The sequence below is a fragment of the Shouchella miscanthi genome (genome assembly GCF_007725405.1).
GTDB lineage: Bacteria > Bacillota > Bacilli > Bacillales > Bacillaceae_D > Shouchella > Shouchella hunanensis.
Genome location: NZ_CP042163.1, coordinates 129,217 through 151,634, shown reverse-complemented (window position 1 = coordinate 151,634; position 22,418 = coordinate 129,217). Strand labels below are relative to the sequence as shown.

Genomic DNA, 22,418 nt, shown 5'->3' with positions numbered 1-22,418 from the left:
CTCCTATGAAAACAAAGGCGGATTACTCTTTTATTAGTAAAATAACCGCTTGGGCCGCAATACCCTCTTCGCGACCTACAAAGCCCAGCTTCTCTGTCGTTGTTGCCTTTAATCCAACATTTGTAATGTCTGTTTCAAGTAATTGAGCAATTTGTTCCCGCATCGGATCAATATAAGGTGCAAGCTTAGGCTTTTGCGCCATGACCGTACAATCGACGTTCCCTAGCGTGTAGCCTGCTTCTTTTACCAATTTCCATACATCTTGTAAAAGCACCTTTGAATCAGCATCTTTAAACGCGTCATCGGTATCCGGGAAGTGCTTACCTAAATCACCTGCTGCAATGGCTCCAAGGGCAGCATCTGTTATCGTGTGTAGCAGCACATCTGCATCAGAATGACCAAGTAACCCTTTGTCATGAGGAATGTCAATCCCCCCTAATAGAAGAGGCCGCCCCTCTACTAATTGATGCACATCATACCCTTGTCCGATTCGAATCATGTTCTCTATTCTCCTTTGTTTTTATAATCGTCTCAGCAAATAATAAATCTTCCGCTGTTGTTAATTTAATATTTAAATAGTCACTTTCCACAATAGCAACACGCTTTCCTTGCCGCTCTAATAGACTAGCATCGTCGGTTCCAAGTTCGTTAACCGCTTTCGCTTGCCGGTGCGCATCTACAATTAAGTCATATTGAAATCCTTGCGGTGTTTGAGCAGCCCATAAATGAGTTCTCTGCACCGTTTCACGTACTGCACCTTCTGTAACCTTTTTAATTGTATCTTTCACTGGGACAGCCGCAATGGCTCCTCCTTGCTTTGCAGCCTCTGCCGCCACCCCATGAATAACCTTTTGCGAAACAAACGGTCGAGCCCCATCATGAATGAGTACAATCGTAGCAGGTTCCATTGCTTCAAGCGCTGCATAAACACTGTCTTGCCTTTCCTTCCCACCAATAACAATCTGTTCAATTTTCTGTAAGGTAAATGATTGAACAAGATGCTGCATCGTTTTTCGCTCTTCTTCACTGACCACGAGAATGATTCCTTTACAGCGAATATCTTGTTCAAATAAACGTAATGAATGAACGATAAGCGGTATAGCGTTTAGCTTAATAAGTTGCTTATTATAACCAGCATTCATTCGTTTTCCTTGACCTGCAGCTAAGACAATTGCTTTATAATCCATCGTAATCTCCTTCAATTGTTCCTTATTCGTAGTTTACCATGGAAGCTACAATTGCTCAAAAAACCCGCCCTTTTTCAAGGACAGGTTTTAAGAAATCGTTACTGTGCTTTTTCTAAAGACTTTGGTTTTGCAAAAATCATCCGACCTGCACTCGTTTGCAGCACACTTGTAACCGTCACATCCGTATGCTTATTAATCCATTCTCGCCCACCTTCAACAACAATCATTGTTCCATCATCTAAATAGGCGACGCCTTGGTGATGTTCTTTCCCTTCTTTAATCACATGGACGCTCAATACCTCTCCAGGCAAGACGACTGGCTTTACTGCATTGGCTAAGTCATTAATGTTTAATACTTGTACACCTTGCAGTTCACACACTTTATTCAAGTTAAAGTCATTTGTAACAACCATTCCAGACGTTACTTTTGCTAACTTTACAAGCTTGCTATCAACCTCTTGTATCTCTTCAAAATCGCCTTCATAGATCTCTACATCAATAGGAAGCTCTTTTTGAATACGATTTAATATATCAAGACCTCTTCTACCTCGATTTCGTTTTAAGGCATCTGATGAGTCAGCAATATATTGTAATTCATCAAGTACGAATTGCGGAATAACAAGCGTTCCTTCCAAAAATCCCGTTTGACAGATGTCTGCGATTCGTCCATCAATAATGACGCTCGTATCAAGGATTTTCAGGTGCTGACCTTGCTCGTCCTCATTCTCTTCTTGCTCTTTTTTCTTTTGATTGTCTCGCTCTCTTGGAATACGCATGGATTGGATGAATTGAACCATATCATCACGCTTTTTAAAGCCAATTTGGAAACCGAGATAGCCAACCAAAATGGTAATAAAACTTGGCAAGATGTTACTGATGACAAGTAAATTTAGTGCATTTAAAGGCGTACCTGCTAGATACCCAACAATTAAACCAATAATAAGACCTATTGACCCTGTTAATACGTCCGCTATTGGGGCTTTCACAATCGTTTCTTCGACCATTTTGAAAAAATTAACAATATAACGTGCGATAAACAACGATACGATAAAAAATAGTAGTGCACCGATGGTCGCTCCTGTATACGGGGTATCTAACCAAGTGGGTACGTTATAGCCTGTCGCATCGAATAACTCCGGAATAAAAAAGATACCTAAAGTGGCTCCGGCTAATATAAAAAAGATTTGAATAATCCATTTAAGCATGCATGTATACACCTCCTTGTAGCTATTATAGACAAGTATACAACTCTCAAACCTAGCAAACTGTATTTCCCACAAAAAAACATGAAATCTTGAATTATACAAGATTAACGTTTTAATTTAGACACAAAAAGAAGGGTTTTCCCCTTCTTTTGTTTAAATATGTCGGTCTACAAACAATTGTTCCTGTATACGACTTAACCCGTTTTTAATCATTTTTGCACGTGCTTCTCCAATTCCATCTACCTCGTCCAGTTGCTCAACCGTAGCTACCATAACGCTCGATAAATGACCATATTCATTAATGACATTTTCAATAATTTGAGACGGTAATCTCGGAATACGGTGCAAGATTCTGTATCCTCTAGGTGAAGCTGCTTGATCAAGAATATTGGTTGCTCGGCCAAACCCAAGCGCTTTAATAATTGCTTGTTCATCGAGCAAATCTTCGTTCAATAAACTCGTTAAATCTGCTAATGTTTTCGTAACGTCTTGATGGCGATCTTTTGAATAATCTTTTAACAGATGGGTCGCTTCTTGCTCGGTATTGGATACAAGCTCCTTAAGCTGCATCGTTATGAGACGCCCTTCGTCGCCCAGCTCCAAAATAAAGTTTTGAATTTCTTGCTTGATTCGTAACACCATTTGAATTCGATGAATAACTTGTACCACATCGCTATACGTGACAAGCTGCTCAAATTCCATAGCTCCTAAATTCGTAATACTTTGATCCAGTACAGCACGATATTTTTCCAGCGTCTGGATGGCTTGATTGGCTTTTGTCAAAATGACGCCAATATCCTTTAACGCATAGCGATGCTCACCTTGATAAAGAGTAATCACATTTCTTCTTTGAGAGATGGAGATCGTTAAGTTTCCTGTTTGTTTCGCGACCCGTTCTGCGGACCGGTGGCGAATCCCCGTTTCACTCGATGTAATATTGTTATTTGGGACAAGTTGGGTATTTGCATACAAAATTCGTTTTCCGTCTTCACTTAGAATAATGGCACCATCCATTTTTGCTAACTCATATAAATAAGCAGGTGAAAAATCACTATTGATAAAAAAACCACCGTCGACAATATTCATCATTTCATTGTTATAGCCTAGGACAATTAAGCCACCTGTATTCGCACGCAACACATTATCAATCCCAGCTCGCAAAGGGGTTCCAGGCGCCACTAATTTTAATATATTCTGGATAAAAGCTGTTCGATTTCTTTCTTCCATTCTCTCTACCTCCCTAATGCAACATCGAGCGCTTTATCTAGAGTTGGAACACCTACGACCTCAATGCCATCTGGTACAGTCCAACCGCCTAAATTCTTTTCTGGTATAATAACTCGTTTAAAACCTAGCTTTAATGCTTCATTAACGCGTTGTTCAATTCTCGATACTCGTCTAATCTCACCGGTTAAGCCTACTTCCCCAATGGCTACATCCATCGGTTCTGTCGGTTGATTGCGAAAGCTTGATGCAATACTTAGTGCAATAGCAAGATCAATGGCTGGTTCATCTAGCTTCACACCACCAGCAACTTTTAGATAGGCGTCTTGATTTTGCAAAAGCATCCCTACCCGTTTCTCAAGAACTGCCATTATGAGGGACACTCGGTTGTGGTCAAGACCTGTCGCCATCCTTCTTGGATTCCCAAAGCCCATCGGGGAGATTAATGCTTGTAATTCAACAAGAACAGGCCGGGTTCCTTCCATTGATGCCACAACAACAGAACCTGCTGCTCCTTGTGATCGTTCCTCAAGAAAGATCTCTGATGGGTTTAAAACTTCTTCTAAACCAAGCTCTTTCATTTCGAAAATACCCATTTCATTTGTAGAACCAAATCGGTTCTTCACCGCTCTTAAAATACGGTACGTGTGGTGTCGTTCCCCTTCAAAATACAAGACCGAGTCCACCATGTGCTCAAGCAGCTTTGGCCCTGCAATGGATCCTTGCTTCGTCACGTGACCAACAATAAAGACTGCCGTTCCTCTTGTTTTGGCAATGCGCATGAATGTCGCTGTGCATTCTCGCACTTGTGCAACACTCCCTGGAGCAGATGTTATGTCCTCTTGATACACGGTTTGAATGGAATCAATGATTACCAATGAAGGCTGCACCTCATCAATGGCTTGCTCAATGAGTGACACATCTGTTTCAGCAAGAACGTACAGGTCTTCAGAAGTTAGCTCTAGGCGATCTGCTCTTAGCTTTGTTTGTTTAACCGACTCTTCTCCTGATATATAAAGAACTCGTTCTTTCGTATTTGCCAACTTTGCAGATAGCTGCAAAAGAAGCGTTGACTTTCCAATACCCGGGTCGCCTCCTACTAAAACAAGTGAACCCGGCACAATGCCTCCACCAAGCACTCGATTTAATTCTGGCATCGTTGTGCTAACGCGAGGCTCTTTTTCCCCCACCACTTTGGTAATAGGCTGTGCTTTATGCACAGTCGTTCCAGACGTCACATAACTCCTTGAACGCTGTTTCTCTTGTACGGCTTTTTCTTCAACGAGGGTATTCCAACTTTGACAACCTGGACACTTCCCCATCCACTTCGCTGACTCATAGCCACATTCTTGACAGACAAACTTTGTTTTTACTTTTGCCATCGTTTATTCCTCCGTTATATTCCACTACGCCAAGTGTACCAAAAACAAGGAAAAAACGCTTGATTTTTAAAAAAACCGGAGGTAATAACTCCTCCGGTTTACATAATTTATACGCTTGTTTCTTCTTTTGCTTCCACAGCAAGCTCGCCATCTTTTACATATATAACGGCTTTTTGCCCTTTGACGATCGTTCCTTTTAGCAATTCCTCAGACAAGCGATCCTCTACTTCTTTTTGAAGCGCACGACGTAACGGGCGAGCTCCATATTCAGGATCATAACCTGCCTCTGTAATCTTATCTTTTGCCTCTTCTGTCAGTTCAAAATCAATACCTTGTTCAGATAAGCGTTGTTTCAACTGATCAGCCATCATCGTAATAATTTCACGAACATGCTTTTTCTCAAGAGAGTGGAACACAACAATTTCGTCGATTCGGTTTAAGAATTCAGGTCTAAAGCTGTTTTTCAGCTCAGACATGACACGATCCTTCATGTCTTTGTATTCTTGACCTTCCGTCTCCGTTGAAAAGCCAAGATATTTATTACGTTTTAGTTGAGAAGCCCCAACGTTTGATGTCATAATAACTGCCGTATTTCTAAAGTCAACCGTTCTTCCTTTTGAATCGGTTAAACGACCATCCTCTAAGACTTGCAGCAAAATGTTAAACACATCAGGGTGCGCTTTTTCGATTTCGTCTAATAAAATAACCGAATAAGGCTTACGACGAATTTTTTCTGTTAATTGACCGCCTTCTTCATGTCCAACATAGCCAGGAGGGGAGCCAACAAGACGACTGGTTGCATGCTTCTCCATATACTCCGACATATCAATACGAATAACAGAATCTTCATCTCCAAATAACGTCTCTGCCACAGCACGGGCTAATTCCGTTTTACCAACACCCGTTGGTCCAAGGAAGATAAACGATCCAATTGGACGCTTCGGATCTTTTAAACCGGCTCTAGCACGACGCACCGCTTTTGAAATGGATTTAACGGCTTCTTCCTGACCAACAATTCGATCGTGTAGGATGCTTTCCATTTTCAACAAGCGCTCTGTCTCTTCTTCTGCCAGCTTTGAAACCGGAATTCCAGTCCAGCTTGCTACAACTTGCGCAATGTCTTCAACCACAACTTCGGTATTTTCCTGACCTTGCTTTTTCTTCCATTCATTTTTCATTTCCTCAAGCTCTTCACGAAGACGTTGCTCAGAATCACGGAGGGACGCGGCTTTTTCAAACTCTTGGCTTTGAACAGAAGCGTCTTTCTCTTTTCGCGTCTCTTCTAATTTCGCTTCTAATTCTTTTAGATTCGGCGGTGCTGTATAAGAACGTAAACGTACTTTAGACGCCGCTTCATCAATTAAGTCAATCGCTTTATCTGGTAGAAAGCGATCTGAAATATAACGATCTGAAAGCTTCACCGCTTCTTCTACTGCACCGTCTGTAATCGTGACACGGTGATGAGCTTCGTAACGGTCACGCAAGCCGTACAAAATTTGAATGGATTCATCTAAAGTTGGCTCATCTACTTGAATTGGTTGGAAGCGTCGCTCAAGCGCTGCGTCCTTTTCAATGTACTTGCGGTACTCATCAAGAGTTGTTGCACCAATACACTGTAATTCTCCACGAGCTAATGATGGTTTTAAAATATTCGAAGCGTCAATGGCACCCTCTGCTCCACCTGCTCCAATAAGTGTGTGCAATTCATCAATAAATAAGATAACATTACCAGCTTGACGAATTTCGTCCATCACCTTTTTCAACCGATCTTCAAATTCTCCACGGTATTTCGTTCCAGCTACTACCGTTCCCATATCGAGGGTCATTACACGTTTATTTCGTAAGGTTTCAGGCACTTCATTTGCAATAATACTCTGAGCAAGCCCTTCTGCAATCGCTGTTTTACCGACACCAGGTTCACCTATTAAAACAGGGTTGTTTTTCGTCCGGCGACTTAATACTTGAATTACTCGCTCAATCTCTTTCCCACGCCCAATAACAGGATCAAGGGTTTCCTCACGTGCAATGGCCGTTAAATCACGAGCTAAGCTGTCTAAGGTTGGTGTATTTGCATTAGCAGCTGAGCCATTAGCCTGTGCTGAACTGCCACCTTCATTGCTTCCAAGAAGTTGCAACACTTGCTGTCTTGCTTTATTCAAACTCACACCAAGATTATTTAATACCCTTGCTGCGACACCTTCTCCTTCACGAATTAACCCTAACAAGATATGTTCAGTACCCACATAGGAATGGCCAAGCTTTCTTGCTTCATCCATTGAAAGCTCAATTACTTTTTTCGCTCGAGGTGTGTAGTGTGGTGTGCTGTGTATGCTCTTCTGCGCCTCTTGCCCTTTTCCTACCAATCCTTCAACTTCTTTTTGTAATTTATCGGAACCAAGCCCGAGTTGTTGCAAAGCTTTGGCCGCAATTCCTTCTCCTTCACGTATTAAGCCTAAGAGAATATGCTCTGTTCCAATATTATGGTGACTTAAACGAATTGCCTCTTCTTGTGAAAGCGCTAATACCTTCTGTGCACGCTCAGAAAATCTTCCAAACATCATAAATGATGACACCTCCAAAGGATTGTATTACTTGTTCGTGTATTCTAGCTTTAACCGTTCTCTAATTAATGTCGCTCGTCTTTCATCTCGTTGTTCAGGAGACAATACCGTCTCTGCATACCTTTGCAAAAAGCCCGGTTGCGTAACAATCATGAGTTCATTTAAAATGCTAGCTGATATGCCCTCAATCATGCCTAAGTCAATACCCAGTCTTAAATCAGAGAGTCTTCTCGTTGCTTCTTTAGAATCAATAATATGGCTATGAGACAGGACTCCTAACGAACGGTGAACGCGATCTGTTAATTTCAGGTGCGAATGATCCAATAAAGATCCTCTTGCAGCACGTTCTTGTTGAATTAATTGCTTTACAACGCCTTGTAGATCCTCAATAATATCTTGCTCTGACTTCCCTAAAGTCATTTGATTGGAAATTTGAAAAAGGTTTCCTAATGCTTCGCTACCTTCTCCATAAATTCCTCTAACCACCAGACCTAGTTGATTAATCGCTGGCAAAATTCGCTGTAGCTGTTGAGTAATGGCAAGAGCCGGTAGGTGCATCATAACCGATGCCCTCATTCCTGTTCCAACATTTGTCGGACAACTCGTTAAGTACCCATATTGTCTATCGTATGCATAAGTCAGGTGAGACTCCATCCAATCATCTAAAGAACTTGCAGCTTGATACGTGTGGTCCAAGTCAAAACCGGCTGTCAGTACCTGTATTCGAATATGATCTTCTTCATTTACCATAATACTTACTGACTCATCTTCACTTAGTAATACCGCACCGTGTTTCGATTGCTCTGCCAAGTGAGGACTAATTAAATGTTTTTCGACAAGAATTCGTTTATCGTTCGTTTTCATTTCGTCCATGGTTAGCATTTCCGCGTTTCCAAGGGCACTCGTTTGAGTGGAAGCTAGCGCCTCCTTTATATATTGAGAGGCGGTGTACGCTTCTTCCTTCGAGGAAAGAATAGGAAAGGTAAAGGCGTTCATGTTTCTTGCTAATCGTATTCGGCTACTTAAAACAATATCCGATTCAATCCCATCCTTCTTCATCCAAGGGCTAATCGCATGTTCTAAAAATTGGTTTAAGCTCACCCCTCTTCCTCTCCTTCCCTAGGAATGTCTTTTTGCTTTGTTAAAGCCCTTATTTCATCACGTAATTCTGCAGCTTTCTCAAACTCTTCTTTTTGAATATGCTCATTTAACATTGCCCGCATTTCTTCAATTCGTTGTTCTATTTGAATGGTTTCCCCAATCCGTTTGGGAATCTTACCACCATGCTTACTGTTTCCACCATGTACCCTTCTAAAAACAGACGAAAGTTTTGTTGAATACGTTTCGTAACAACTTGCACAGCCAAAACGGCCAATGTGAAGGAATTTCTCGTAACTAAGCCCACAATTTGGACATTTTAATTCAGCTTTCGTATTTTGGTCTCGTTGTGTAGCATTGCTATCATCTGTATGAAATAAGCCTGAAAAGAGGTGATGGATAGAGAAGCTATCTGTTCCTGGTATCGCCTCGCCTTTTTCTCTTGCACAGTGTTCGCATACGTGCATCTCCGTTTTCTTTCCGTTAATAATTTTTGTAAAATGCAGTGTAGCTTGCCGCATATTACACTCTTGGCACACCATTATTATCACCTCTCTACTTATTAGTGATTTTCTGTATATTTAAGCGTCTCTATCATTGCTTTTAAAAGATTAGCACGAACTTCATCCCGATGTTCTATCGTAGATTTGTAAAGCTCTCTTTCTAATATGCTAGACATAATTTTCGCCTCGCGTTTTGTGATCGCCTCTTCTTCATAAAGACGGAACACAATATTTTGCGCGGTTTGCTGGTCAATTTTCAAGCCAATTAAGCTTTGCATATGATTAAATAAAGCGGCATCCTCATGTGATTCTACTTTAGTGATGCGAATATAACCGCCACCACCCCGCTTACTTTCCACTATATACCCTTTTTCTAGAGTAAAACGCGTACTAATCACATAATTAATTTGGGACGGCACACATTGAAACTGTTTCGCCAATTCACTCCGCTTTATTTCCAACAATTCTTTCCCGCTACGAGTCAATGTCATTTTTAAATATTGTTCAATTAAGTCCGTTATATTGCTCATCAATCAACCCTCCTAGGAAAGGACAACATTGACTTTGACTATATTTGACTATTAATAGCTTTATTATAAGCTGTTTAGTCAAAAACTTCAACAACTAACTATTTCTATTATGACCAAGCAGACATCTTCTAGACCTGTTTCCACTATCTTGTTTTATTTTTTTAATAAAGGGTATTCTTTTCCTGATAGGTAGGTGCATACTTATGCGAGTTTACATGTTAAAACGCGAACAACATTTGAACATTTCTCTTGATCATGCTTGGGCTTTTTTTTCTAGCGCTGAAAATCTCCAAGCTATTACACCCAGCTATATGAATTTCACGATTACCAACTCTCCGGGAGAGCTTATTTATGGAGGACAGCTGATTACGTACAAGGTTAGCCCTTTACTTTCTATCCCCTTAACGTGGGTTACGGAAATTACTCAAGTAGTTGACCACTCTTATTTTATTGATGAACAACGATTTGGACCATTTAAACTATGGCACCACCAACATCATTTCACAGAAACAGATAAAGGTGTAAAGATGACTGATATCGTTCATTACAGCTTGCCTTTTAGTTTTATTGGACGGCTCGCACATTCGATAACCATAAAGAGTCGATTAGAAGAGATTTTCGAGTATCGCTATAAGACATTAGAAGAAACGTTCAACGGATAAACTACGGATCGCTAGTTTTTAAACGGATGTTTACTAGGGTCGAACGGCTTCTTTGTTTGACTCGCTTCTGTCGAAGCGCAGCTCTTCCACGCCTTTCTTTCTATGCAAAAAAAAAGACACCCTTTCAGGTGTCTTTCTCATTGCCTGGCAACGTCCCTTGGCTTCAGGGTGGTTTTCTTCGAGGACGTTCCTCTTGTTAATTGATCCACGATGCTTCCCATGAAGCTTTTACGAAAACAACCCTTTCGTCTCACTGGGGGGATGCACGCTGCTTTCCCTTCGATGTTTTTTCTTGTTGTTCTTTTTTATCGTGCTCGTATTTTACGCCGATTTTCTTTGTCTGACTCGCTTCTTTCGAAGCGCAGCTCTTTTGCGTCTTTCTTTCTACACAAAAAAAAGACACCCTTTCAGGTGTCTTTCTCATTGCCTGGCAACGTCCTACTCTCACAGGGGGAAGCCCCCAACTACCATCGGCGCAAAAGAGCTTAACGACCGTGTTCGGCATGGGAACGGGTGTGACCTCTTTGCTATTGCCACCAGACTTATTTTGACGTCAGATCAACGGCGAATCTCTTCGTCCTATTTGTGTCTTTCTGTCAGTCACGTACGCAAGTACGCTCCTTCCTTCAAGCACTTCTAGTCCTCGATCTTCTTGTTGCTCTTTGTCAAAGGAATGAAATCCTTCTTGTTAAAAGAATCGGTGATTCTTTCAAAACTAAATCAAATCATCATACTCAAACTCAAGAAATTTAGGATAAGCCCTCGACCGATTAGTATCAGTCCGCTCCATGTGTCGCCACACTTCCACTTCTGACCTATCAACCTCATCATCTCTAAGGGGTCTTACTGGCTTACGCCATGGGAAATCTCATCTTGAGGGGGGCTTCATGCTTAGATGCTTTCAGCACTTATCCCGTCCATACGTAGCTACCCAGCGATGCTCCTGGCGGAACAACTGGTACACCAGCGGTATGTCCATCCCGGTCCTCTCGTACTAAGGACAGCTCCTCTCAAATTTCCTACGCCCGCGACGGATAGGGACCGAACTGTCTCACGACGTTCTGAACCCAGCTCGCGTGCCGCTTTAATGGGCGAACAGCCCAACCCTTGGGACCTACTTCAGCCCCAGGATGCGACGAGCCGACATCGAGGTGCCAAACCTCCCCGTCGATGTGGACTCTTGGGGGAGATAAGCCTGTTATCCCCAGGGTAGCTTTTATCCGTTGAGCGACGGCCCTTCCATACGGCACCGCCGGATCACTAAGCCCGACTTTCGTCCCTGCTCGACTTGTAGGTCTCGCAGTCAAGCTCCCTTATGCCTTTGCACTCTACGAATGATTTCCAACCATTCTGAGGGAACCTTTGGGCGCCTCCGTTACTGTTTAGGAGGCGACCGCCCCAGTCAAACTGCCCACCTGACAATGTCCCTGACCCGGATCACGGGTCGAGGTTAGAATGTCAGCACCATCAGGGTAGTATCCCACCGACGCCTCCACCGAAGCTAGCGCTCCGGCTTCCAAGGCTCCTACCTATCCTGTACAAATGGTACCAACACTCACTATCAAGCTACAGTAAAGCTCCATGGGGTCTTTCCGTCCTGTCGCGGGTAACCTGCATCTTCACAGGTACTATAATTTCACCGGGTCTCTCGTTGAGACAGTATCCAAGTCGTTGCACCATTCGTGCGGGTCGGAACTTACCCGACAAGGAATTTCGCTACCTTAGGACCGTTATAGTTACGGCCGCCGTTTACTGGGGCTTCAATTCAGAGCTTCTCCCTTACGGGATAACCCCTCCTCTTAACCTTCCAGCACCGGGCAGGTGTCAGCCCCTATACTTCGCCTTACGGCTTCGCAGAGACCTGTGTTTTTGCTAAACAGTCGCTTGGATCTATTCACTGCGGCTCTCTCGGGCTTTAACACCCTAATAGAGCACCCCTTCTCCCGAAGTTACGGGGTCATTTTGCCGAGTTCCTTAACGAGAGTTCTCCCGAGCGTCTTAGAATTCTCTTCTCGCCTACCTGTGTCGGTTTGCGGTACGGGCACCTGTATTCTAACTAGAGGCTTTTCTCGGCAGCGGAGGATCAGGGATTTCGGACCCTTGGGTCCTTCACGGTCACAGCTCAGCCTTCGCGGAACACGGATTTGCCTATGTTCCAGCCTTGCATGCTTCGACGCGCACAGCCAGCGGCGCGCTCACCCTACCTTTCTGCGTCCCCCCATCGTTCAAACAAATACGAGGTGGTACAGGAATATCAACCTGTTGTCCATCGCCTACGCCTTTCGGCCTCGGCTTAGGTCCCGACTAACCCTGAGCGGACGAGCCTTCCTCAGGAAACCTTGGGCTTTCGACGGAGGGGATTCTCACCCCTCTTTTCGCTACTCATACCGGCATTCTCACTTCCAAGCACTCCACTAGTCCTCACGATCTAGCTTCACAGTCCTTGGAACGCTCCCCTACCCAATCCCTACTGGGATTGCCATAGCTTCGGTGATACGTTTAGCCCCGGTACATTTTCGGCGCAGAGTCACTCGACCAGTGAGCTATTACGCACTCTTTCAATGATGGCTGCTTCTAAGCCAACATCCTGGTTGTCTAAGCAACTCCACATCCTTTTCCACTTAACGTATACTTGGGGACCTTAGCTGATGGTCTGGGCTGTTTCCCTCTTGACTACGGATCTTAGCACTCGCAGTCTGACTCCCGAGTTAAAGTTTTTGGCATTCGGAGTTTGACTGAATTCGGTAATCCTGTGGGGACCCCTCGTCCAATCAGTGCTCTACCTCCAAAACTCATCACTCGAGGCTAGCCCTAAAGCTATTTCGGGGAGAACCAGCTATTTCCGAGTTCGATTGGCATTTCACCCCTACCCACACCTCATCCCCGCATTTTTCAACATGCGTGGGTTCGGGCCTCCAGTCGGTGTTACCCGACCTTCACCCTGGACATGGGTAGATCACCCGGTTTCGGGTCTACGACAACGTACTTACTCGCCCTATTCAGACTCGCTTTCGCTACGGCTCCGCCTCATCAGCTTAACCTTGCACGTTATCGTAACTCGCCGGTTCATTCTACAAAAGGCACGCCATCACCCATTAACGGGCTCTGACTAGTTGTAGGCACACGGTTTCAGGATCTCTTTCACTCCCCTTCCGGGGTGCTTTTCACCTTTCCCTCACGGTACTGGTTCACTATCGGTCACTAGGGAGTATTTAGCCTTGGGAGATGGTCCTCCCGGATTCCGACGGGGTTTCACGTGTCCCGCCGTACTCAGGATCCACTCTGGAGGAAACGAAGTTTCAGCTACAGGGCTGTTACCTTCTTCGGCTTGTCTTTCCAGACAATTCACCTACTCCGTTTCTTTGTAACTCCGTATAGAGTGTCCTACAACCCCAAGAGGCAAGCCTCTTGGTTTGGGCTGATTCCGTTTCGCTCGCCGCTACTCAGGAAATCGCATTTGCTTTCTCTTCCTCCGGGTACTTAGATGTTTCAGTTCCCCGGGTCTGCCTCACCCTGCCCTATGTGTTCAGGCAGGAGTACCATCCCATTACGGATGGTGGGTTCCCCCATTCGGAAATCTCCGGATCAAAGCTTACTTACAGCTCCCCGAAGCATATCGCTGTTCGTCGCGTCCTTCATCGGCTCCTAGTGCCAAGGCATTCACCGTGCGCCCTTTCTAACTTATCCATTTTTACTTCAGATTCCCTTCGTATCTCTTCGTCTGGTTCCTGTCTTTCTGTCAGTTACGTAGCGAACTACGCTCCTTCCATCAAGCATTTCCCATCCTTGATCTACTTGGGTCTCTTTGTAAAACAGTTAACCTAAAAGGTTTATGAATTCTTGACGTCTCGTTCAAACAGTTGTAACACCGATGAACAAAACTAATTTGAGTTGATTGATTATGATTTAGTTTTCAAAGAACCATGCCTACAGGATGTAGGTACCAGGCGTTGCCACAGGACGTGGCGTTCTAAGCGTGGTATCCATTACCTTCGCATTTTCAATTGGAAGAGGAATTCTTCCAAAACTGAACAAAAGATCCAAAGCGCTATATGACCCGAGGTCATACATCGACTAGAGTAAAAACTCCATAGAAAGGAGGTGATCCAGCCGCACCTTCCGATACGGCTACCTTGTTACGACTTCACCCCAATCATTTGTCCCACCTTAGGCGGCTGGCTCCAAAAGGTTACCTCACCGACTTCGGGTGTTACAAACTCTCGTGGTGTGACGGGCGGTGTGTACAAGACCCGGGAACGTATTCACCGCGGCATGCTGATCCGCGATTACTAGCAATTCCGGCTTCATGTAGGCGAGTTGCAGCCTACAATCCGAACTGAGAATGGCTTTATGGGATTGGCTCCACCTCGCGGTTTCGCTGCCCTTTGTACCATCCATTGTAGCACGTGTGTAGCCCAGGTCATAAGGGGCATGATGATTTGACGTCGTCCCCACCTTCCTCCGGTTTGTCACCGGCAGTCACCTTAGAGTGCCCAACTGAATGCTGGCAACTAAGATCAAGGGTTGCGCTCGTTGCGGGACTTAACCCAACATCTCACGACACGAGCTGACGACAACCATGCACCACCTGTCACTTTGCCCCCGAAGGGGAAGCTCTGTCTCCAGAGTGGTCAAAGGATGTCAAGACCTGGTAAGGTTCTTCGCGTTGCTTCGAATTAAACCACATGCTCCACTGCTTGTGCGGGTCCCCGTCAATTCCTTTGAGTTTCAGCCTTGCGGCCGTACTCCCCAGGCGGAGTGCTTAATGTGTTTACTTCGGCACTACGGGCATCGAAACCCCTAACACCTAGCACTCATCGTTTACGGCGTGGACTACCAGGGTATCTAATCCTGTTTGCTCCCCACGCTTTCGCGCCTCAGCGTCAGTTACAGACCAGAGAGTCGCCTTCGCCACTGGTGTTCCTCCACATATCTACGCATTTCACCGCTACACGTGGAATTCCACTCTCCTCTTCTGCACTCAAGCTTCCCAGTTTCCAATGGCCGCTCGGGGTTGAGCCCCGAGATTTCACATCAGACTTAAGAAGCCGCCTGCGCGCGCTTTACGCCCAATAATTCCGGACAACGCTTGCCACCTACGTATTACCGCGGCTGCTGGCACGTAGTTAGCCGTGGCTTTCTGGTGAGGTACCGTCAAGGTACCGGTAGTTACGCCGGTACTTGTTCTTCCCTCACAACAGAGCTTTACGACCCGAAGGCCTTCCTCACTCACGCGGCGTTGCTCCGTCAGACTTTCGTCCATTGCGGAAGATTCCCTACTGCTGCCTCCCGTAGGAGTCTGGGCCGTGTCTCAGTCCCAGTGTGGCCGATCACCCTCTCAGGTCGGCTACGCATCGTCGCCTTGGTAAGCCGTTACCTTACCAACTAGCTAATGCGCCGCAGGCCCATCCCTTAGTGACAGCCGAAACCGTCTTTCAAAAGAGAATCAGGTGATTCTCTTTATTATCCCGTATTAGCTCCGGTTTCCCGGAGTTATCCCAGTCTAAGGGGCAGGTTACCTACGTGTTACTCACCCGTCCGCCGCTGACTTCCGGGAGCAAGCTCCCTTCTGTCCGCTCGACTTGCATGTATTAGGCACGCCGCCAGCGTTCGTCCTGAGCCAGGATCAAACTCTCCGTTAAAAGTGTTTGACTTGCTCATTTGCACATTTTAAAGCTGTGTCTAACTTCATTGACGAGATACCTTGTATCTCTTTTTACGCTTGGCTTTTGTTCAGTTTTCAAAGAACTCGTTTGCGCCTCGATCTCTCTTGGCGACTCTTAGTACTCTACACGACATTACTTAGAATGTCAAAGCTTTTTTTAAACTTTTTTGGTGGAGCCTAGCGGGATCGAACCGCTGACCTCCTGCGTGCAAAGCAGGCGCTCTCCCAGCTGAGCTAAGGCCCCATTTCATGGTCGGGAAGACAGGATTTGAACCTGCGACCCCTTGGTCCCAAACCAAGTGCTCTACCAAGCTGAGCTACTTCCCGAAAATGGCGCGCCCGAGAGGAGTCGAACCCCTAACCTTCTGATCCGTAGTCAGACGCTCTATCCAATTGAGCTACGGGCGCTTTTTAACTATGAAATTGAATAAATGGTGCCGAGGGCCGGACTTGAACCGGCACGGTTGTCACCAACCGCAGGATTTTAAGTCCTGTGTGTCTGCCAATTCCACCACCCCGGCAAAAATATTGGCAAAAGCGGAAGACGAGATTCGAACTCGCGACCCCCACCTTGGCAAGGTGGTGTTCTACCACTGAACTACTTCCGCACAATTTAACATTGTGAATGCGGGTGAAGGGACTTGAACCCCCACGTCATAAAGACACTAGATCCTAAGTCTAGCGCGTCTGCCAATTCCGCCACACCCGCAAGTTTATGGTGAGCCATGAAGGATTCGAACCTTCGACCCTCTGATTAAAAGTCAGATGCTCTACCAACTGAGCTAATGGCTCTGACTTCGAGAACTATGGTGCCGGCCAGAGGACTTGAACCCCCAACCTACTGATTACAAGTCAGTTGCTCTACCAATTGAGCTAGACCGGCATATGGTGGAGGATGACGGGATCGAACCGCCGACCCCCTGCTTGTAAGGCAGGTGCTCTCCCAGCTGAGCTAATCCTCCAACTTATTATTGTGTTTTCAACTAACAAAAGAAATATATGTAAGCCTGGCAACGTCCTACTCTCACAGGGGGAAGCCCCCAACTACCATCGGCGTAAAAGAGCTTAACGACCGTGTTCGGCATGGGAACGGGTGTGACCTCTTTGCTATTGCCACCAGACTTATTTTGACGTCAGATCAACGGCGAATCTCTTCGTCCTATTTGTGTCTTTCTGTCAGTCACGTACGCAAGTACGCTCCTTCCTTCAAGCACTTCTAGTCCTCGATCTTCTTGTTGCTCTTTGTCAAAGGAATGAAATCCTTCTTGTTAAAAAGAATCGGTGATTCTTTCAAAACTAAATCAAATCATCTACTCAAACTCAAGAATAATTAGGATAAGCCCTCGACCGATTAGTATCAGTCCGCTCCATGTGTCGCCACACTTCCACTTCTGACCTATCAACCTCATCATCTCTAAGGGGTCTTACTGGCTTACGCCATGGGAAATCTCATCTTGAGGGGGGCTTCATGCTTAGATGCTTTCAGCACTTATCCCGTCCATACGTAGCTACCCAGCGATGCTCCTGGCGGAACAACTGGTACACCAGCGGTATGTCCATCCCGGTCCTCTCGTACTAAGGACAGCTCCTCTCAAATTTCCTACGCCCGCGACGGATAGGGACCGAACTGTCTCACGACGTTCTGAACCCAGCTCGCGTGCCGCTTTAATGGGCGAACAGCCCAACCCTTGGGACCTACTTCAGCCCCAGGATGCGACGAGCCGACATCGAGGTGCCAAACCTCCCCGTCGATGTGGACTCTTGGGGGAGATAAGCCTGTTATCCCCAGGGTAGCTTTTATCCGTTGAGCGACGGCCCTTCCATACGGCACCGCCGGATCACTAAGCCCGACTTTCGTCCCTGCTCGACTTGTAGGTCTCGCAGTCAAGCTCCCTTATGCCTTTGCACTCTACGAATGATTTCCAACCATTCTGAGGGAACCTTTGGGCGCCTCCGTTACTGTTTAGGAGGCGACCGCCCCAGTCAAACTGCCCACCTGACAATGTCCCTGACCCGGATCACGGGTCGAGGTTAGAATGTCAGCACCATCAGGGTAGTATCCCACCGACGCCTCCACCGAAGCTAGCGCTCCGGCTTCCAAGGCTCCTACCTATCCTGTACAAATGGTACCAACACTCACTATCAAGCTACAGTAAAGCTCCATGGGGTCTTTCCGTCCTGTCGCGGGTAACCTGCATCTTCACAGGTACTATAATTTCACCGGGTCTCTCGTTGAGACAGTATCCAAGTCGTTGCACCATTCGTGCGGGTCGGAACTTACCCGACAAGGAATTTCGCTACCTTAGGACCGTTATAGTTACGGCCGCCGTTTACTGGGGCTTCAATTCAGAGCTTCTCCCTTACGGGATAACCCCTCCTCTTAACCTTCCAGCACCGGGCAGGTGTCAGCCCCTATACTTCGCCTTACGGCTTCGCAGAGACCTGTGTTTTTGCTAAACAGTCGCTTGGATCTATTCACTGCGGCTCTCTCGGGCTTTAACACCCTAATAGAGCACCCCTTCTCCCGAAGTTACGGGGTCATTTTGCCGAGTTCCTTAACGAGAGTTCTCCCGAGCGTCTTAGAATTCTCTTCTCGCCTACCTGTGTCGGTTTGCGGTACGGGCACCTGTATTCTAACTAGAGGCTTTTCTCGGCAGCGGAGGATCAGGGATTTCGGACCCTTGGGTCCTTCACGGTCACAGCTCAGCCTTCGCGGAACACGGATTTGCCTATGTTCCAGCCTTGCATGCTTCGACGCGCACAGCCAGCGGCGCGCTCACCCTACCTTTCTGCGTCCCCCCATCGTTCAAACAAATACGAGGTGGTACAGGAATATCAACCTGTTGTCCATCGCCTACGCCTTTCGGCCTCGGCTTAGGTCCCGACTAACCCTGAGCGGACGAGCCTTCCTCAGGAAACCTTGGGCTTTCGACGGAGGGGATTCTCACCCCTCTTTTCGCTACTCATACCGGCATTCTCACTTCCAAGCACTCCACTAGTCCTCACGATCTAGCTTCACAGTCCTTGGAACGCTCCCCTACCCAATCCCTACTGGGATTGCCATAGCTTCGGTGATACGTTTAGCCCCGGTACATTTTCGGCGCAGAGTCACTCGACCAGTGAGCTATTACGCACTCTTTCAATGATGGCTGCTTCTAAGCCAACATCCTGGTTGTCTAAGCAACTCCACATCCTTTTCCACTTAACGTATACTTGGGGACCTTAGCTGATGGTCTGGGCTGTTTCCCTCTTGACTACGGATCTTAGCACTCGCAGTCTGACTCCCGAGTTAAAGTTTTTGGCATTCGGAGTTTGACTGAATTCGGTAATCCTGTGGGGACCCCTCGTCCAATCAGTGCTCTACCTCCAAAACTCATCACTCGAGGCTAGCCCTAAAGCTATTTCGGGGAGAACCAGCTATTTCCGAGTTCGATTGGCATTTCACCCCTACCCACACCTCATCCCCGCATTTTTCAACATGCGTGGGTTCGGGCCTCCAGTCGGTGTTACCCGACCTTCACCCTGGACATGGGTAGATCACCCGGTTTCGGGTCTACGACAACGTACTTACTCGCCCTATTCAGACTCGCTTTCGCTACGGCTCCGCCTCATCAGCTTAACCTTGCACGTTATCGTAACTCGCCGGTTCATTCTACAAAAGGCACGCCATCACCCATTAACGGGCTCTGACTAGTTGTAGGCACACGGTTTCAGGATCTCTTTCACTCCCCTTCCGGGGTGCTTTTCACCTTTCCCTCACGGTACTGGTTCACTATCGGTCACTAGGGAGTATTTAGCCTTGGGAGATGGTCCTCCCGGATTCCGACGGGGTTTCACGTGTCCCGCCGTACTCAGGATCCACTCTGGAGGAAACGAAGTTTCAGCTACAGGGCTGTTACCTTCTTCGGCTTGTCTTTCCAGACAATTCACCTACTCCGTTTCTTTGTAACTCCGTATAGAGTGTCCTACAACCCCAAGAGGCAAGCCTCTTGGTTTGGGCTGATTCCGTTTCGCTCGCCGCTACTCAGGAAATCGCATTTGCTTTCTCTTCCTCCGGGTACTTAGATGTTTCAGTTCCCCGGGTCTGCCTCACCCTGCCCTATGTGTTCAGGCAGGAGTACCATCCCATTACGGATGGTGGGTTCCCCCATTCGGAAATCTCCGGATCAAAGCTTACTTACAGCTCCCCGAAGCATATCGCTGTTCGTCGCGTCCTTCATCGGCTCCTAGTGCCAAGGCATTCACCGTGCGCCCTTTCTAACTTATCCATTTTTACTTCAGATTCCCTTCGTATCTCTTCGTCTGGTTCCTGTCTTTCTGTCAGTTACGTAGCGAACTACGCTCCTTCCATCAAGCATTTCCCATCCTTGATCTACTTGGGTCTCTTTGTAAAACAGTTAACCTAAAAGGTTTATGAATTCTTGACGTCTCGTTCAAACAGTTGTAAAACCGATGAACAAAACTAATTTGAGTTGATTGATTATGATTTAGTTTTCAAAGAACCATGCCTACAGGATGTAGGTACCAGGCGTTGCCACAGGACGTGGCGTTCTAAGCGTGGTATCCATTACCTTCGCATTTTCAATTGGAAGAGGAATTCTTCCAAAACTGAACAAAAGATCCAAAGCGCTATATGACCCGAGGTCATACATCGACTAGAGTAAAAACTCCATAGAAAGGAGGTGATCCAGCCGCACCTTCCGATACGGCTACCTTGTTACGACTTCACCCCAATCATTTGTCCCACCTTAGGCGGCTGGCTCCAAAAGGTTACCTCACCGACTTCGGGTGTTACAAACTCTCGTGGTGTGACGGGCGGTGTGTACAAGACCCGGGAACGTATTCACCGCGGCATGCTGATCCGCGATTACTAGCAATTCCGGCTTCATGTAGGCGAGTTGCAGCCTACAATCCGAACTGAGAATGGCTTTATGGGATTGGCTCCACCTCGCGGTTTCGCTGCCCTTTGTACCATCCATTGTAGCACGTGTGTAGCCCAGGTCATAAGGGGCATGATGATTTGACGTCGTCCCCACCTTCCTCCGGTTTGTCACCGGCAGTCACCTTAGAGTGCCCAACTGAATGCTGGCAACTAAGATCAAGGGTTGCGCTCGTTGCGGGACTTAACCCAACATCTCACGACACGAGCTGACGACAACCATGCACCACCTGTCACTTTGCCCCCGAAGGGGAAGCTCTGTCTCCAGAGTGGTCAAAGGATGTCAAGACCTGGTAAGGTTCTTCGCGTTGCTTCGAATTAAACCACATGCTCCACTGCTTGTGCGGGTCCCCGTCAATTCCTTTGAGTTTCAGCCTTGCGGCCGTACTCCCCAGGCGGAGTGCTTAATGTGTTTACTTCGGCACTACGGGCATCGAAACCCCTAACACCTAGCACTCATCGTTTACGGCGTGGACTACCAGGGTATCTAATCCTGTTTGCTCCCCACGCTTTCGCGCCTCAGCGTCAGTTACAGACCAGAGAGTCGCCTTCGCCACTGGTGTTCCTCCACATATCTACGCATTTCACCGCTACACGTGGAATTCCACTCTCCTCTTCTGCACTCAAGCTTCCCAGTTTCCAATGGCCGCTCGGGGTTGAGCCCCGAGATTTCACATCAGACTTAAGAAGCCGCCTGCGCGCGCTTTACGCCCAATAATTCCGGACAACGCTTGCCACCTACGTATTACCGCGGCTGCTGGCACGTAGTTAGCCGTGGCTTTCTGGTGAGGTACCGTCAAGGTACCGGTAGTTACGCCGGTACTTGTTCTTCCCTCACAACAGAGCTTTACGACCCGAAGGCCTTCCTCACTCACGCGGCGTTGCTCCGTCAGACTTTCGTCCATTGCGGAAGATTCCCTACTGCTGCCTCCCGTAGGAGTCTGGGCCGTGTCTCAGTCCCAGTGTGGCCGATCACCCTCTCAGGTCGGCTACGCATCGTCGCCTTGGTAAGCCGTTACCTTACCAACTAGCTAATGCGCCGCAGGCCCATCCCTTAGTGACAGCCGAAACCGTCTTTCAAAAGAGAATCAGGTGATTCTCTTTATTATCCCGTATTAGCTCCGGTTTCCCGGAGTTATCCCAGTCTAAGGGGCAGGTTACCTACGTGTTACTCACCCGTCCGCCGCTGACTTCCGGGAGCAAGCTCCCTTCTGTCCGCTCGACTTGCATGTATTAGGCACGCCGCCAGCGTTCGTCCTGAGCCAGGATCAAACTCTCCGTTAAAAGTGTTTGACTTGCTCATTTGCACATTTTAAAGCTGTGTCTAACTTCATTGACGAGATACCTTGTATCTCTTTTTACGCTTGGCTTTTGTTCAGTTTTCAAAGAACTCTTTATGTGTTTTAGCAACTTTTATATCTTATCAGAAGCTATCCCGAAAGTCAATCATGTTTTTCTTGAT

10 protein-coding genes, 9 tRNA genes and 6 rRNA genes are annotated in these 22,418 nt (G+C 46.7%); 1 reads left to right on the top strand and 24 read right to left on the bottom strand.

Features of this window, described 5'->3' with window-relative positions; translation table 11 throughout:
- Nucleotides 1-22: 22 nt before the first annotated feature.
- From ispF to FPV17_RS00680, 9 genes are all read right to left on the bottom strand, one after another.
- Nucleotides 23-499, bottom strand: coding sequence for a 2-C-methyl-D-erythritol 2,4-cyclodiphosphate synthase (gene ispF, locus FPV17_RS00720; protein ID WP_035395617.1), 477 nt, complete (start codon nucleotides 497-499; stop codon nucleotides 23-25).
- Complete coding sequence (gene ispD, locus FPV17_RS00715) at nucleotides 474-1,187, bottom strand: 2-C-methyl-D-erythritol 4-phosphate cytidylyltransferase (protein ID WP_035395615.1); 714 nt, start codon at nucleotides 1,185-1,187, stop codon at nucleotides 474-476. Before ispD ends, ispF begins: the two co-directional genes overlap by 26 nt.
- A gap of 98 nt (nucleotides 1,188-1,285) precedes the next feature.
- Nucleotides 1,286-2,392 (bottom strand): PIN/TRAM domain-containing protein, encoded by a 1,107-nt coding sequence (locus FPV17_RS00710; RefSeq protein ID WP_035395613.1) that lies wholly within the window; start codon nucleotides 2,390-2,392, stop codon nucleotides 1,286-1,288.
- A 153-nt stretch (nucleotides 2,393-2,545) separates the two neighbouring features.
- Nucleotides 2,546-3,619 (bottom strand): DNA integrity scanning diadenylate cyclase DisA, encoded by a 1,074-nt coding sequence (gene disA, locus FPV17_RS00705; protein WP_035395611.1) that lies wholly within the window; start codon nucleotides 3,617-3,619, stop codon nucleotides 2,546-2,548.
- A gap of 5 nt (nucleotides 3,620-3,624) precedes the next feature.
- Entirely contained in the window at nucleotides 3,625-4,998 is a 1,374-nt protein-coding gene (radA, locus tag FPV17_RS00700) for a DNA repair protein RadA (protein ID WP_060705938.1), read from the bottom strand.
- A gap of 107 nt (nucleotides 4,999-5,105) precedes the next feature.
- Nucleotides 5,106-7,559, bottom strand: a complete 2,454-nt coding sequence (gene clpC / locus FPV17_RS00695; RefSeq protein ID WP_144557425.1) for an ATP-dependent protease ATP-binding subunit ClpC — start codon at nucleotides 7,557-7,559, stop codon at nucleotides 5,106-5,108.
- A gap of 27 nt (nucleotides 7,560-7,586) precedes the next feature.
- Nucleotides 7,587-8,660, bottom strand: a complete 1,074-nt coding sequence (mcsB, locus tag FPV17_RS00690) for a protein-arginine kinase McsB (RefSeq protein WP_144557423.1) — start codon at nucleotides 8,658-8,660, stop codon at nucleotides 7,587-7,589.
- The gene (mcsA, locus tag FPV17_RS00685; RefSeq protein ID WP_035395609.1) at nucleotides 8,657-9,199 is read right to left on the bottom strand and encodes a protein-arginine kinase activator protein McsA; all 543 of its coding nucleotides are present in this window, start codon (nucleotides 9,197-9,199) and stop codon (nucleotides 8,657-8,659) included. Before mcsA ends, mcsB begins: the two co-directional genes overlap by 4 nt.
- Before the next feature lie 20 nt (nucleotides 9,200-9,219).
- A complete protein-coding gene (locus FPV17_RS00680; protein WP_038475726.1) occupies nucleotides 9,220-9,690 on the bottom strand; it encodes a CtsR family transcriptional regulator in 471 nt (156 codons plus the stop codon).
- A gap of 203 nt (nucleotides 9,691-9,893) precedes the next feature.
- Between FPV17_RS00680 and FPV17_RS00675 the strand changes: the two genes are divergently transcribed.
- On the top strand, nucleotides 9,894-10,352 hold the full coding sequence (locus FPV17_RS00675) for an SRPBCC family protein (protein ID WP_035395607.1): 459 nt from the start codon (nucleotides 9,894-9,896) through the stop codon (nucleotides 10,350-10,352).
- A 425-nt stretch (nucleotides 10,353-10,777) separates the two neighbouring features.
- On the opposite strand, the gene rrf (FPV17_RS00670) is transcribed toward FPV17_RS00675, so the two are convergent.
- The 15 genes from rrf (FPV17_RS00670) to FPV17_RS00600 form a co-directional block, all read right to left on the bottom strand.
- Nucleotides 10,778-10,893 (bottom strand): 5S ribosomal RNA (rrf, locus tag FPV17_RS00670).
- 209 nt (nucleotides 10,894-11,102) lie between these two features.
- Nucleotides 11,103-14,039: ribosomal RNA gene (locus FPV17_RS00665) — 23S ribosomal RNA — on the bottom strand.
- A 407-nt stretch (nucleotides 14,040-14,446) separates the two neighbouring features.
- A 16S ribosomal RNA gene (locus FPV17_RS00660) occupies nucleotides 14,447-15,994 on the bottom strand.
- Between the two features lie 191 nt (nucleotides 15,995-16,185).
- Nucleotides 16,186-16,261: transfer RNA gene (locus FPV17_RS00655), tRNA-Ala, on the bottom strand.
- A gap of 6 nt (nucleotides 16,262-16,267) precedes the next feature.
- Nucleotides 16,268-16,344: transfer RNA gene (locus FPV17_RS00650), tRNA-Pro, on the bottom strand.
- A 4-nt stretch (nucleotides 16,345-16,348) separates the two neighbouring features.
- Nucleotides 16,349-16,425 (bottom strand) — tRNA-Arg (locus FPV17_RS00645).
- A 24-nt stretch (nucleotides 16,426-16,449) separates the two neighbouring features.
- Nucleotides 16,450-16,538, bottom strand: a tRNA-Leu gene (locus FPV17_RS00640).
- Nucleotides 16,539-16,553: 15 nt separating this feature from the next.
- A tRNA-Gly gene (locus tag FPV17_RS00635) sits at nucleotides 16,554-16,625 on the bottom strand.
- Between the two features lie 18 nt (nucleotides 16,626-16,643).
- Nucleotides 16,644-16,726, bottom strand: a tRNA-Leu gene (locus FPV17_RS00630).
- A gap of 7 nt (nucleotides 16,727-16,733) precedes the next feature.
- A tRNA-Lys gene (locus FPV17_RS00625) sits at nucleotides 16,734-16,809 on the bottom strand.
- Between the two features lie 15 nt (nucleotides 16,810-16,824).
- Nucleotides 16,825-16,900: transfer RNA gene (locus FPV17_RS00620), tRNA-Thr, on the bottom strand.
- Nucleotides 16,901-16,903: 3 nt separating this feature from the next.
- Nucleotides 16,904-16,979 (bottom strand) — tRNA-Val (locus tag FPV17_RS00615).
- 43 nt (nucleotides 16,980-17,022) lie between these two features.
- Nucleotides 17,023-17,138: ribosomal RNA gene (gene rrf, locus FPV17_RS00610) — 5S ribosomal RNA — on the bottom strand.
- Between the two features lie 210 nt (nucleotides 17,139-17,348).
- Nucleotides 17,349-20,285: ribosomal RNA gene (locus tag FPV17_RS00605) — 23S ribosomal RNA — on the bottom strand.
- Between the two features lie 407 nt (nucleotides 20,286-20,692).
- Nucleotides 20,693-22,240, bottom strand: a 16S ribosomal RNA gene (locus FPV17_RS00600).
- The 16S, 23S and 5S rRNA genes sit together here with 9 tRNA genes alongside, the layout of an rRNA operon.
- Nucleotides 22,241-22,418: the final 178 nt, after the last annotated feature.

Excerpts from the sequence above, each read along its gene's own strand:
- FPV17_RS00675 (WP_035395607.1), top strand. The coding sequence starts at position 9,894 with ATGCGAGTTTACATGTTAAAACGCGAACAACATTTGAACATTTCTCTT.
- mcsA (WP_035395609.1), bottom strand. The coding sequence starts at position 9,199 with ATGGTGTGCCAAGAGTGTAATATGCGGCAAGCTACACTGCATTTTACA.
- ispD (WP_035395615.1), bottom strand. The coding sequence starts at position 1,187 with ATGGATTATAAAGCAATTGTCTTAGCTGCAGGTCAAGGAAAACGAATG.
- radA (WP_060705938.1), bottom strand. The coding sequence starts at position 4,998 with ATGGCAAAAGTAAAAACAAAGTTTGTCTGTCAAGAATGTGGCTATGAG.
- disA (WP_035395611.1), bottom strand. The coding sequence starts at position 3,619 with ATGGAAGAAAGAAATCGAACAGCTTTTATCCAGAATATATTAAAATTA.
- clpC (WP_144557425.1), bottom strand. The coding sequence starts at position 7,559 with ATGATGTTTGGAAGATTTTCTGAGCGTGCACAGAAGGTATTAGCGCTT.
- FPV17_RS00680 (WP_038475726.1), bottom strand. The coding sequence starts at position 9,690 with ATGAGCAATATAACGGACTTAATTGAACAATATTTAAAAATGACATTG.
- FPV17_RS00710 (WP_035395613.1), bottom strand. The coding sequence starts at position 2,392 with ATGCTTAAATGGATTATTCAAATCTTTTTTATATTAGCCGGAGCCACT.
- ispF (WP_035395617.1), bottom strand. The coding sequence starts at position 499 with ATGATTCGAATCGGACAAGGGTATGATGTGCATCAATTAGTAGAGGGG.